8 protein-coding genes are annotated in these 13322 nt (G+C 65.1%); 2 read left to right on the forward strand and 6 right to left on the reverse strand.

Annotation, left to right across the window (positions count from 1 at the left end; translation table 11 throughout):
* Window positions 1-2709, reverse strand: a 2709-nt coding sequence (locus ACODSO_RS21515) for a heterodisulfide reductase-related iron-sulfur binding cluster (protein WP_489038716.1), incomplete at its 3' end; no start/stop codon positions are given.
* Between the two features lie 535 nt (window positions 2710-3244).
* On the opposite strand from ACODSO_RS21515, the gene ACODSO_RS21520 reads away from it, so the two are divergent.
* Complete coding sequence (locus ACODSO_RS21520) at window positions 3245-3919, forward strand: DUF8020 domain-containing protein (protein ID WP_489038717.1); 675 nt, start codon at window positions 3245-3247, stop codon at window positions 3917-3919.
* A 407-nt stretch (window positions 3920-4326) separates the two neighbouring features.
* Window positions 4327-5397, forward strand: coding sequence for a GNAT family N-acetyltransferase (locus ACODSO_RS21525; RefSeq protein ID WP_489038718.1), 1071 nt, complete (start codon window positions 4327-4329; stop codon window positions 5395-5397).
* Between the two features lie 277 nt (window positions 5398-5674).
* Here the strand turns inward: ACODSO_RS21525 and ACODSO_RS21530 are convergent, their stop codons facing one another.
* From ACODSO_RS21530 to ACODSO_RS21550, 5 genes are all read right to left on the reverse strand, one after another.
* On the reverse strand, window positions 5675-6991 hold the full coding sequence (locus ACODSO_RS21530; protein WP_489038719.1) for a S1 family peptidase: 1317 nt from the start codon (window positions 6989-6991) through the stop codon (window positions 5675-5677).
* Window positions 6992-7096: 105 nt separating this feature from the next.
* Window positions 7097-8104: a hypothetical protein gene (locus ACODSO_RS21535; RefSeq protein WP_489038720.1), complete on the reverse strand. Its 1008-nt coding sequence runs from the start codon at window positions 8102-8104 to the stop codon at window positions 7097-7099.
* 65 nt (window positions 8105-8169) lie between these two features.
* Complete coding sequence (locus ACODSO_RS21540; protein ID WP_489038721.1) at window positions 8170-9321, reverse strand: hypothetical protein; 1152 nt, start codon at window positions 9319-9321, stop codon at window positions 8170-8172.
* An 82-nt stretch (window positions 9322-9403) separates the two neighbouring features.
* Entirely contained in the window at window positions 9404-11515 is a 2112-nt protein-coding gene (locus ACODSO_RS21545; RefSeq protein WP_489038722.1) for a LuxR C-terminal-related transcriptional regulator, read from the reverse strand.
* A 5-nt stretch (window positions 11516-11520) separates the two neighbouring features.
* Window positions 11521-13275 carry an Hsp70 family protein gene (locus ACODSO_RS21550; protein ID WP_489038723.1) on the reverse strand — a complete coding sequence of 585 codons (1755 nt, stop codon included), beginning with the start codon at window positions 13273-13275 and terminating at the stop codon, window positions 11521-11523.
* Between the last annotated feature and the right edge of the window lie 47 nt (window positions 13276-13322).

Here is a 13322-nt window from a genome sequence, read left to right on the forward strand (position 1 = left end):
GCCCGGCTTCTTGAATCCGGACTTGACTGCCAGGCCCTTGGGCTTGACGGTCGGCGTCGACTCGGTTGCCTCGGCCGTCGCTGCCTCGGCCGGCTCTGCGGGCGTATCAGCTGAAGGCGTTGCCGCTGCGGGCTTGGGTGCTGCAGCTTTCGCGCCCGGTGCCTTGCCCTTGATCGCGAGACCCTTGCCGCCCGGTGCCTTTGCTCCACCGGCCATTCCGAGGCCCTTGGGCTTGGACGGAGCGGCAGGCGTTGCTGGAGCGTCGTCCGAGGACTCGGCGGCTGGCGCTGCGTTGCCGGGGGTCTTCGCTCCCGGCGCCTTTGCGAGCCCCTTCATCTTCAAACCGCCGCCTGCTTTGGGCGCTGGCGCTGTGGGAGCGGACTTCGACTCTGCAGGCTCTTCGACGGGTTGGATGCGCTGGGCTTCTTCGACCTCAGCGGCCTTCGCGGTGACCAACTCCTCCTCGGGAGTGCGCTCACGCGGAATGACCTTGATGTTCTCGGCCAGCACCGACGCGTCGACGCGGGTGATCGACTCGAGCATCAACTGCGCGACATCGACGACCTCGACGCCCTCGTGTGCGCCACCTTCCTGTCGTGCGGTGACACCGTCGGTGAGCATGACGCGGCAGAACGGGCAACCGGTAGCGATCTTCTTCGGGTTCATCGACAGTGCTTCGTCGACCCGGTCGATGTTGATGCGCTTGCCGATGTTCTCTTCCATCCACATGCGTGCACCACCGGCACCACAGCACATGGACCGCTCACCGTGGCGCGGCATCTCCTTGAGATTGGAGCCCGACGCGGCCATGAGCTCGCGGGGAGCGTCGTAGACCTTGTTGTGACGGCCGAGGTAGCACGGATCGTGGTACGTGATGTCCTGGCTGACGGAGGCCACCGGGATCAGCTTCTTCTGCCGCACGAGACGGTTGAGGAGCTGCGTGTGGTGGACCACCTCGTAGTCACCGCCGACCTGCGGGTACTCGTTTCCGAGCGCGTTGAAGCAGTGCGCACAGGTGACGACGATCTTCCGCTTCTGCTGCTCGACGCCCTCGAACACACTGTTGAGGGTCTCGATGTTCTGCATTGCGAGCTGCTGGAACAGAAATTCGTTGCCTGCGCGGCGAGCCGAGTCACCGGTGCAGGTCTCGTCGGCGCCGAGGACCATGAACTTCACGCCCGCGGTGGCGAGCAGTTCGGCGACTGCCTTGGTGGTCTTCTTCGCGCGGTCTTCGTATGCACCGGCGCAGCCGACCCAGAACAGGTACTCGTAGTCCTGGAACGAATCGGCGTCCTGGCCGAAGACGGGGATGTCGAAGTCCATCTCGTTGATCCAGTTGAGACGGTCCTTCGAGTTCTGGCCCCACGGGTTGCCCTTGTTCTCGAGGTTTTTGAACAGGCCGGCCAGCTCGGACGGAAACTCCGACTCGATCAGAACCTGGTAACGGCGCATATCGATGATGTGGTCGACGTGCTCGATGTCCACGGGGCACTGCTCGACGCACGCTCCACAAGTGGTGCAGCTCCACAGAACCTCTGGATCGATGATGCCACCCTCGATGGCGTCGGCGACGAGCTTGCGATCGGCCTCGTCACGCGCAGCCTGCGGGATCTTGTCGAGCTTGGCCTGATCGGGCTGGCCATCAGCGTCGACGAGTCCGACCTCGTCACCTGCCATGTCTTTCTTGCCGCCGGCGAGCAGGTACGGGGCCTTCTCGTTGCCGTGGTCGCGAAGGGACATGATGAGCAGCTTCGGGGACAGTGGCTTGCCGGTGTTCCACGCAGGACACTGAGACTGGCATCGACCGCACTCGGTGCAGGTGGTGAAGTCGAGCCAGCCCTTCCAGGTGAAGTCCTCGATCTTGCCCGCTCCGAACGCGTCGACGTCGGGGTCGGCGTCCTCCATCACGAGGACCTTGCCGCCGGACATCATCGGCTTCGCAGCACCGAGTGCGACGCCGCCGTCGGCCTCGCGCTTGAAGTAGATGTTGGGGAACGCGGTGAAGCGGTGCCAGGCGACGCCCCAGTTGATGTTGCGTCCGACGATCAGCAGCCAGATCATGCCCGTCATCAACTTGACGAATGCGAAGACAGACACCATTTCGGGGCTGGCAGGCAGGAGCTTCGCGACCTGCATCGTGAAGAAGTCGGAGTAGGCGTTCGCGTGACCGTAGGTGGCGATCTTGCCGGCCTTGACCAGGATCATGCCGAGGCCTTCGAGGAGGACGATGCCCTCGATGACGTACGCGACCTTCATCCGCGAGCCGCCGAAGCGTGACTGCCGCTCGGGCTTGCGTGGGTGATTGAGCTGGCGGATGACGATGAGCGTCATGATGCCGACGACCGTGCCGATACCGAGGAGTTCGTCCCAGAGATGCCAGGCGAACGTGTTGCCGAAGATCGGCCAGTGGAATTCCGGGTTGAACGTTTGGCCGTAGGCCTCGAACCACAGCAGGAATCCGCCGAGGAATCCGATCATTACCAGCCAGTGAGCCCAGCCGACGGTCCTGAACTTGGTCATCCGGGTGTGCAGGATGAACTCGATCATCATCTGCTTGAAACGCGGAATGAACGGGCGGAGTCGGGTCTTGTCCGGCTGACCCTGTGCGATGGCCGCAACCATCTTCCAGATTCCACGGAAGAAGTAGCCCCAGCAGACAAGGCTAAGGAGGAATCCGACCGTGCCCAACGTGATCGTCAGGGCGTTCATGTAAGCGGCCTTTCGTTCATCGGCAGCAAGAGCCACCTCGGTTCAGCCCGATCAGCCTAAGGGTAGCGATGCTACCCGTCGGTAACAAGTCGGTTGCTACTCATGGGTAACTTAGTGGCGACGCCTGGCGGGCTGCTGGTCGGTCGCCGGATCTGCCTGTCTTCGCGGCGGGCTGAACCGGTCAGTAGGGTGTGTCCTGTAGGTCACGTTATGCGCAGTGCCTCGTGGGGTTGCCAGAAGGCAGTCCTAAGTTGTGTTCCCAAGAATTAACCCGAGGGTACGAAAATTGCTGTTCGAGTTCCTCAACTGGCAGTTTGCGCAGATGGTGTCGGTTGTCCGAATTACCCGTTGATGCAGTTGGTAACCAGTGGGACTCGCATTGATGCCAGGACGATAACGCTCGGTCGGAGTTGTGGGTTATGCTGCTGCCGCACCGATTAACTCGCGGATTCGGTCTGGGTGTATCTGCGGCTGACACGCTGCCCTTAGCTCGGTACTGCAAGGCTCGACTGCATAGAAACGGAACATTCTTTACATGAAACTCAGCAAACTGGTCGTTACGTCGGTGCTCGTGGCCGCCGCGATGGGTCTCGCCAGCGGTACGGCCTATGCAGATCCGACCCCGGACGCTCCCGCCACCACCGAAAACATCAACTACGAATCGAACCTGGAAGACCGCACGATCGTCACGACGATCGACGCCGGTGTCTTCAAGGTCGCCGACGACGGCAAGACCGTCGACGTCCTCGACTCCGCTGACAAGGTAGTCGTCACGCTGCCGCTGTCGTTCAACTTGGGCGGGCTCAACTTCCCGTACGAGCAGAACGTCACCGACAACGGCAAGACGCTTCGCCTCGTTCCTCAGGTGGACCTGACCAAGGCATCGGCCAACTCGCGCAGCATCGGCGCCACTCAGGTCGCATCGACCGAGGAGAACCTGATCGCTCAGCAGACCTTCGCAACGCAGCTGGGAATCGCTACGGCAATCGGTGGGTTCACCGGAACTGTGATCGGCGCGATCGCCGGCGGTCTCGGTTTCCTGGGAGGTCCCGTCGGGCTGGCCTCCGTGCCGCTGGGTGCAACAGTTGGTGGAATCATCGGCACGATCATCGCCGGTGGCCCCACCCTGGTGGTTGCAGGCATCGACCTGATCAACACCCTCCAGGCAGCACCGGGCACGTCGAAGTTTGCAGACGCCGCCAGCAAGTAGACAGCCACGAAAGCGGCCCGACACCGGAAGGTGACGGGCCGCTTTTTCGTTGCGTGGCTCAGCCGAATCGAATACCTGGCGACGCCAAATTGATTGCCTCGATCACGATTACGGCCGCATAGCCGAGGAGGTCGAAGCCGACGCCGAGGAGTGCGAGCATGAGGGGAGTGCCTTCCAGTCGAGTGATGCAGGCGCGAGGCGCCGCCGGTTGATCGGTACGTGGGTACCTGAGTGCACGGTGATCATACGACGCATCTGACCCGGGGATCGTGCCGCCACACGCGTCGGAGTTGGTGCAACCGAACGACGAATAGGGCAGTGCCACATCGCAAGTGGTTTCGAACATCGCTCAGTTGTCTGAATGACTGTTTTCGCAATCTTTACAGACTCTTGGTAAATTTACAGGCGTGAAAACGGGTGCAGAGACTGTCGTGGCTCGAATTCACACCGACGCTCAGTCGATACTCGCGGAGTGGCATTCGCTCGCAGAGCGGGTCGGCACCGTCTTCTCGTCTCGACCGGGCTTCGTATCGAACGTCGTGGATGCGACAGCGCTCGCGTGTGAGTATGTCGAGATCCGTCGTGAGGACCGTCTCGTTGCCCTTGCAGCGCTCTCGAAGTTCAAGCGCGGACCGTTCACGCTCGCGAAAGTGGTCGGCACCGGGTTGGGTGTGCCACTGGAGATTCTCAGCGATGACGCAGAGGCATCGGACGCGCTCCTGCGCGCAATTGCCGATCAGGGCTACATGTTGTCTGCAGATTCGATGATCGCGAACGATCTCACCGTGCAGCGGTTGTTGCGGCATTCGTCGTGGAACGTGCACGCGCCGATCCGCGAGAGTGTGCCCGTCGTCGAGCTGGGGCCCGGGCAGAAGGCGTCGAGCATCAGAAGTGCGAAGTCGCTCAAACGCCTTCGGCAGTACCGGCGCGGAGCCACGGCGTTCGAGTTCGAGATGGTGACCGGCGTCGAGCATCTCGAATCCCGGTGGGCTGACATCGAACGGGTAGCGGCGTCTGCAGTCGAGCGCAACGGCAGGGTCAACTACCTCGTTCCGCCGCACGGTGAGTTCGCGAAGAACTTTCTGCGCAGCGAATCGCGTGCCGGCACCCTGTGTGTCGTCGGTCTGGTGATCGACGGTGTTTGGAGCGCACACGAGGTCGGGCTCCGTACCGGGAACCGAATGGAAGGCTGGCTGACGCATTACGACGCCTCGGTAGGAAGACTGCAGCCCGGTCATCAGATGATCGAGTGGTTCGCCGACCATCACGACGAGCTCGCTGTCCGTTGGCTGGACCAGGGCGTCGGCGTCAATCGAATCAAGACGACGTGGGCGAATACCGGATACGACGTACTGCGACTGTCTGCGGTGCCGAGTGCGTGGGTGATGTCAGGGACAATGCTTCGTATTCTCTACACGGCACCGCAGGTCTTGTCGAGCGTCGGAAGGGCTGCCGCACGCGCGAAGCCCCGCCGGTGACGTCACTCTCTGGGAGGCAACGCGTCCTCTGGAATCGGCGGTATGAAGTTGATTGCGTTCTGCCACAGCGCAACCGCGTGCTCGGCAAGCTGAATCCAGACCATTGTGAAAGCAGGCATTGTGTCCCCTCGTGAGTTCGGCCGACCCGGCCGTTATTTCCGACAAAAGGTACCGCTCATTCAGATCGCGCAGCCATGGCCGAGCGAAAGTCTGTGACATGAAACAAAAGAACCCGCCGCGACAATGTTGTCGCGGCGGGCTGTTGGGGCATGAAAAGCTATGTGACGGGCGAGGTCCGCACTGTCGTTCCGGTTTCTGCAGCCACCTGAGCTATGGGGATGCCGAGGCTCGCTGTTCCGCCGTACTGAGCGAGGGCGAGGTTGGCCTCCGCGCAGTCGGGTGCGCCACCGCTGTTGGAGCCGCTGGTGATGCCGAGAGCCAACGTTCCCGTCACGATTGCACCGCCACTGTCACCGGACAAAGTGCATGCCGTGCTGGCGAATCCACGGACGGTACGGCTGCTGCCGTCCTCCATGAACAGCTGCGTCTCGACTCGGTCGGCCGCGATGACGCCACAGGTGAACGACGAGGACTGTCCCGACTTGCAGACCGGCGCTCCGACGACCGGCGACGCGATGCCGGTGACAGTGATCGTGCTGCCGTTGGCGCCGCGGACGGTGGGACGGTCGAGACCGGAGGAGACACCCTGATCGTTCAGCGCGATGACCGACCAGTCGAGGCCGCTGGGGGATCCGAGGCTCGAACGATCGACGGTGCCGATCCGAGTGCTCTCCTGCACGTTCGCCGGGTTGGGGAGGTAGACGGGCGCTCCGCCGCTTCCTGTGTCGGCATTCGGGTTGCAGTGTCCTGCACTGAGATTGACAGGGCTCCCTGATGCGTCGGTGGCGTTGAAACCGAACGAGCAGACGCTGATCTCTGTGGAGGGTGTGTTCTTGATATCGCCCTCGGTGGTGACGTAGGTGTCGCCACCCATAGGCGAAGGATCGACTGGTTTCGGTGCCCCCGGAGACAGAATCACCTTCAGGTTGGCGAGCAACGTCGGAAGGTTGAGAGCACTACCGATCGGGCTGTTGGCCAGATCGATGACGATCTGGTTGTCCAGGATGTCGATCGATGTGCCATTGACCTGACTGGCGACCTCGCGGGGGAGCGATGCAATCCACGAGTTGAGTTCGGCGAGCGACTTTTCCAGGCCATCGGCCGACACCGGCGCGTGAGCGGTGTCGTACCCGTCCTTGGCGACGGCCTGTGCGGCATCCGGAGTGGTCACCGCGACGACGGCATTGCCGTCGGGACCGATCCAGGCGCCGGCGAAATCCGACGGCCGGGACGCGCGGAAGTCGGAAGCGTAGGTGGACAGCTCCTGAGCGCGCGCTGCGCGGTCGAGGTATTCCTGCGGAGAAATATTCAGATCACGAACGACAGCGTCTGCGAGCTCGCGGGGGAGCTGGTCGGCAGGACTCTGACTCACCGATGATTCTGGGTCTGCCGACGCGGGGGCCGAGAAGATACCGAAAAACAAGAACGCCGTCGAACAGATCACTGCGGCGCGCAGTGCCCCCGTGTTACGCATGAAATCCCTTCATCGGGTCTGAGCATCAGCGCCCCACCTTAGGCCATGCCGTCGCAGATAGTGAGAACCTGCAGCTCACAGCGACGGGCAGGAGCTTGGGTCGCGTCAGTTGGCGCCCGGAATCCCGAGCGCGGGCGGCAGTTCACGCAGAGTGAGCCGCGGAATCTCCATACGAGGGGGCAGGGACCGTGTTGTCGTGACGGGCGGGGGTTCCGCTACCGGTGGCGGCTCGACGACAGGCGGAGGTTCGACGGCAGGTGGCGGAGCCGGCTCGGGGGCCGCGGTCTCGACGGCATCCTGCGGGGGCAACTCGGGCGGCGCCTCCGTGGTCGGCGGCGCGGGTTCTGTCGTAGGAAACGGCACAGCTACGGCTTGCGGGGTGGTGGGCGGCGACGACGTCGTGGACGGGGACTGCGCATCGGTGATCGGCGGCGGCGCTACTTCCTCTCCGTCCGAGAACGTGCCGAGAGCAGCCGCGATCCCGACCGATGCCAGAATCACCGCAGCCGCCAGGCCGGTGACGACCAGCAACGGCTTTCGTTTGCGGCTGTCGCTCTCGACTTCGGAGGCGGGCTCGGCCACTACGACGGGGATGGCTTCGGAGAATGCCAGCGCTTGCGGCGGCGCGACCACCGGTAGCGCATCGGTATCGGCGGCGTCGGCCGATCGACCATCCTCGAGCACCGCCAACGCCCCGATCGCCAGCCCGACGTCGTCGGACAATCCGGCGCCCGAGTCGAGAGCCGCGAAGGCGCCTCTTGCGGCGGCCTGCGGTACGAGGTTGACCCCTCGCAATCCGGTGTGGTCGAACGCGCCGAGAAGAAGATCGACTTCGGCGGCTCCCCAGCTGTCGGGATGAACCACGGCGACGCTGGGCGTCACCCCGCCGTGGTTGGACGCGGTCATCGCGACCAGGCAGTTCACCGCATGCGCGACGAGATCCTCGGCGAGATAGACGTCGCCCTCGGACGGCGGTCGGCCGACGCGTGAGATGGATGCGGCAACCGTCGTCGCACCGCTCCCGCTGTCGCGCTGGGCCTCGGTGCCGAGGCTGACGGTTCCGTCCTCGGCGAAGCTCAGATCGGTCGTCGTCTCGAAGACTGTCGGGTCCACCGTTGTGTCTCTGCGGTGGACGGCGACGGACTTCGTGTCGCCGATCGATATCGCGAGGTATCCCATCAGGCGCCCGATTCCGAATCGGTCGACCCGTTCGATCCCGACGGGGACTCCTCGCCGCCATCGTCGTCGGACCCGCTCTCGCCGTCCGGAGTTTCCTCGCCCGTCGGCCCGCTGGGAGTCTCGGTTGCTGACGTCTCGCCGCTGGAAGTTTCATCGTCGGGCGAATCGTCGGAGGGAGAAGTGTCGCCACCGCGGTCCTCGGCGGCGTCCTCGGCGCCGCTGGGCGCAGTCGTGTCGGACACCGGCCTGGTCCTGGGGAGATTCTCGGTAGTGCCGTCGACCGCGACGTCGGTAGCCGTTGGTGGGCCCGCGTCCAGCGAGGATGGCGCCGGTACGGCCGGTTCGATGATAGGAACCACCGTTGGGAACGGGATGACGGACGTAGGAGAGGTGGCAGTGGTCCGCGGAGCCGCGGCCGGTGCTCCCTCGATCGCGGGAATTGCGGGCGTCGTCGAGTCTTGCAGGACCAGCGCTGCGACGCCGCCGCCGAGCGCCAGGATGGACGCCAACGCGACGGCTGCGAGTATCGGCGTGCGTGCCCAGACCGGCGGTGCGGGCCGGGCGAGGCGAATCTCTTCGGTCACTGCGTCTACCGGGTATTCGGATGCAATCGATGCCGCCCCTCGCGCCGCTGCGATCCCGGTGTCCGCACCGGCCCAGGTGGCCTGCACGGTATTCGCCCAGGCAGCCAGGGCGTCGGTTTCGGATACCAGCGCGACGTGATCGAGGCCGTGCCGGTTCATGGCGATTCGAACATCCGATACTCGTTCGGCTGTCCACGATGCCGGGAACGTCGCGGCTGCGGCCATGAACGACATGTCGGTGCCGATGGAGTGAGCTACCTCGGCCAGCAGGCAGCGCAGCGTCATCGCGACGAGGTCGCCGGGCTCGAAGCCGGAGTCGACCTCGGCGCCGACGTAGTCGGTGAACTCCGCAGCATCGAGGTCGTCGGTACCGCCCAGTGATACCGAACCGTCCGCGTGGACGTACAGGACTGTGCTGTGCAGCGACGCGACGTGCAGCGACGGGTTGGCCGCGGAGGGACGAGAGACAGCGGCGATGGACCGCTCGTCGTCGATGTACAACCCGACGTCGGGCAGGCCGACAGACGGCGGCAAGGCCGCGTCGTGCTCGGCGTGGCGGTTCGACATGTTCTGCGCTACCTCGTCAACTGATCGGCGCACCGGGGCGGTCGCCGCACTGACAAGGATGTCGCATTCGAGCGTGCCAGGGTTACACGTCCGCCGAATCCGCGCCGTATCCCAGTGCGCGAAGCATCGACAGAAGCTCCGACCTGGAGCCCGCGCCGAGCCGTCGTCGGATTCGCGCCACATGATGCTCGACGGTCTTGGCCGATATGTAGAGGCGGGCACCCGCCTCGCGGTAGGTGACGCCGAGGACGAGCAGTTCGGCGACCTCGGCTTCTCGTGCGCTGAGCGAGCCTTTCGGTTCGTCGGCGACGTCGGCCGTCGGGGCGGAAGTCGGCATTCGCAGCGATCGCGCCACCTGCAGGAGCGTTGTCGCCGAGCGAGTGTCCTCGACGCGTAGAGCTGCCTCGCTTGCGAGCCGAGCCCCGTCCCAGGACAACCCGAAGCGCGTCAACGACCGGGCAGTTGCCTCGACTTCCGGCACGTCGGCACGGCCCTGCAGAATGCCGAGCCACGCTCGGCCCGCCGCGGCGAGAGCCGCGGCGTAGTCATTCGATTCCGCCGCCTGCGCAAGTGCACGGGCGTGGGGGACGAGCTCGGCCGGGTGCTCTGCCAGAATCGCCGCTTGCACGCCGTACCAGTGCAGCGCCGAGGACCACACGTGCGGCTCGTCGAGCTGGGCGATCACCGTGTCCGCTTGCGCGAGGAGGTGGGAGACCCGCTCACGTTGACCGACGCGGACGGCGGCGAGCCACAGCTCTCCCACAGGCAGGAAGGACAAGAGATCGACCGAATACGACGCGACGACGTCCTGTGCGTCGTCCCATGCCTTCGACAACGATCCGCTGTCGCCGGACCGTCGGGCGAGCCCGACGCGGAGTCCGTGTAGAAATAGCTGATTCCTACTGTGCGACAACGGGATCTGGACGGAATCGATGCGGGATTGAGCGCCGGCGACGTCACCGGCGAGCATAGCCGTCCAGGCGTGCAGTAGTGCGATCCGCGCTGATTGGGGATGTCCGGGCGGCAGAGTCGCGACAGTTCGGATCGCTGTCGACTCGGCTCGAGCGAGGTCGCCGCTGTGTAGCGCGAACAGGATTGTCGTTGCGGCAGCGGAATCGGGGGTTGCCCGACGAGATGCTCCGGTCGAGAGCGAGACCGCCCGCATCAAGGTGCTGGTGGCAGCGGTCGCATCCGCCGTGGAGATCGCCGCGACGGACTCGCGCAGTCCCGCTGCGAGCAGGCCGCTCGCCGCACTGGACGCGGTCGGCGGCGCGGTCGATCCGCCGGCCATGGCGTCGGCGACAGTCCGATCGCCGACGGTCAGTGCCACCGCGGCAGCGATATCGGCGTCGCTGCCCGCGCGTTCGACGCCGAGCCACGAGTACAACGCACTGCTTCGAGTCGCCATTCCTCGTTCGGCGGCCACCGCGGCGGCCACCCGTACGGCTGTGCGCAGTTGTCGATCGTCGACCGAATCATGTTGTTCGAGAACCGAATCACAGAACTGTTCGGCTGACTGTAGGTCGCCGAGCAGAAACGCGATCTCGGCGCGTTGTGGGGCCAGCGCGATAGCGTCGGCTCCGGCGTCGACGGCGTAGCCGTACAGCAGTGCCGCGGAGTCGGTTCCAGCTCCCGATGCCGCTGTCGCCAGAAAATGTGCCAGTTCGGCATGTCGAACACCGGCCCGTGTCATCATCACGGCCGTTGGCGTATCCAGAGTGTCTGTCTTGCAGCGATATTCGAGAAGTCGAGTTGCTGTGGCCAGGACTCGTCGCTTACCGACCGCGCCGACCAATGCGCTGTCGACGTCGGGGAGCGCGGTGAACGAGTCGGACACCAGACCTGCAGCGACCGCCTCGTCCAGTATGCAATCGACATCCGAGATGCCATCGACGAGATCGAGCATCACATCGTGGTCCGCGCCGACACCGAAGTGCGCCAATGTCACAACGGTTCGGTCGGTCTCGTCCATCGCACGCAGCACTTCGATTCGATGACCGCGCACCGCGTCGGCGATGACCTTGGTGACCGCGGCGTCGGCGTCGGCGTGTTGGGCGGCGTCGAGCGCCGCCTCCACCGTCCGTGGGCACCCCCCGGTAACCGTCGCGATCGTCGCGGCGAGCGCCGCGGAGATCGGGCGGCCTCGGGTGGCGGCCAACGCCGCGATCTGTGGTTTCGTCAGTGCGGTATGCACAGGTGTCAGTTGAGCCCGGTCAGGCCACCGAGGGCGCCGTCCAAGCCGTTGACCACGCCTCCGGTCAGCCCGCCGACTCCGTTGCCCAGGTCGTCGACCGCTCCGCCGACCCCCTGGCCGACGTCGCCGAGTGTCGGTCCGTTGTAGGTGGGTGGCTGCACGCTCGGGGCCTGCGGACTTGGGGCCTGCACGCTCGGTACCTGCACGTTCGGCACGGTGACATCCGGAACTGTCGCTGCCGGAGCCGGCGCCCCCGGGGCTGCCGACGCAGCGCCGGTGTTCGGAGCGGCCACGACGCTGCCGTCCTCGGCGATCACGGTGCCCGCGGCCGGGATCAGGCTGCCGTCCGCTGCGACGGTCGGTGCGGGCAATCCGTTCTCGGTAGTGGCACCCACACCGGCATCGGCGACGGCTTCAGCCGTCGTCTCGGGCGCGGTCGTAGCGCTGGTACCCGCAGTGTTCTCGGACACTGTCTCGACCGGTTCGTTCGATGTCAGAGCGGTGCCGACGGACAGACCGCCACCGGCGATGACCACGAGTGCGGCCACCGAGGCGAAGACGATGCCTGCCTTCTTGCGTCCGGACATCCCGGGGGACGCGGCAGCAGTGCCGACGGACGTCGACACCGGGCGCGGCGTGGGCTGGGGCATGTCCGCTGCGACGGGAGCCGGAGGAACGTCGGCGACGACGGAGGCGGAGATCTCGTTGGCGATGATCGCGCCGCCGATGGCCGGGATGCGGTCGGGGTGCGGTCCGGTTGCGACGGGCACTCGCAGCTCCGAGGAAATCAGCTCGGCGACAAGGGGAATGCTCGAACTTCCACCGGTGAGCAGCACCTGGGTGACGTCGGAACCGTCGAGGCCGGCGGTGTGCAAGGTGTCGCGGATCAACTCGACGGTCTCGAGAATCGGTTGGCGGACGAGATCCTCGATCTCGTCACGCACGAGGCGTGTGTCGCTGTGCAGACCCGGCAGCTCGACAGTGAGCGTGGTCGCAGTCTCGTACGAAAGCTGTTCCTTCGCTTCGCAACACCGAGCGCGCAGCTCCACCAGCGCGCCGACGGTGTCGGGATCGAACGGGTCGAACTCGAACGACTGGCTGCCCGAGACGGTGTCGAGAACGTACTGGGTGATGAGGTGATCGAACTGCGATCCGCCGAAATCCTGCGAGTGGACTCCGGTTCCGATGACACCGGCATCGGAACCGGTGCGCATCAACGTGATTGCGAGCGAGGTCGCACCGAGATCGTAGATGACCGTCAGGCCGTCGCTCTGTGCTCCGCGTGAGCCTTCGAGCCAGCGCATCGCCGCGAACGATTCGGGAACGAGGGTGGCGTCGGGAACCCCTGCGCGCTCCAGGGCGTCGCGCAGGACATCGGCGGTGTACGCAGTCCACCGATCGGGATGGGTGACGACGACGGCAGGCTCGGTGGTGGCACCTGCTGCTACTTCGGCCACCAGTACGCGGGTCGCGGTCGCGAACAGATCCTCGGCGAGGTAGGACACGCCGTCCTCGTCGAGCAGCGGAACGGGATCCCCCACCCGGTCTGCGAATCCGGTGATCAGATGGCGCTGTTGCCGATCCGACAGAGCGGCAAGGCTCGGTGTCGCCCCGGGGCGGAGATCGAGAGCCGACCTGCGCACGACCGTCGGCATTGCTTCATCGGTGGCGAAGTCGCGCGGTGCATACGGGTCGTAGGAAGTATCCATGGCGGCCACCGAGGTGACCGTGCCGATCCGTATACCGAGCCCTGCGCTCATCTGCAATCTCCGATTTCTCTGCTCGCGACGCCCGCCGACGCTGTTGG

This window comes from Rhodococcus sp. FG69, from assembly GCF_057808915.1.

Bases quoted from the DNA above. Each gene is read 5' to 3' on its own strand.
- ACODSO_RS21550 (WP_489038723.1), bottom strand. From the start codon at position 13,275: ATGAGCGCAGGGCTCGGTATACGGATCGGCACGGTCACCTCGGTGGCC.
- ACODSO_RS21520 (WP_489038717.1), top strand. From the start codon at position 3,245: ATGAAACTCAGCAAACTGGTCGTTACGTCGGTGCTCGTGGCCGCCGCG.
- ACODSO_RS21530 (WP_489038719.1), bottom strand. From the start codon at position 6,991: ATGCGTAACACGGGGGCACTGCGCGCCGCAGTGATCTGTTCGACGGCG.
- ACODSO_RS21540 (WP_489038721.1), bottom strand. From the start codon at position 9,321: ATGTCGAACCGCCACGCCGAGCACGACGCGGCCTTGCCGCCGTCTGTC.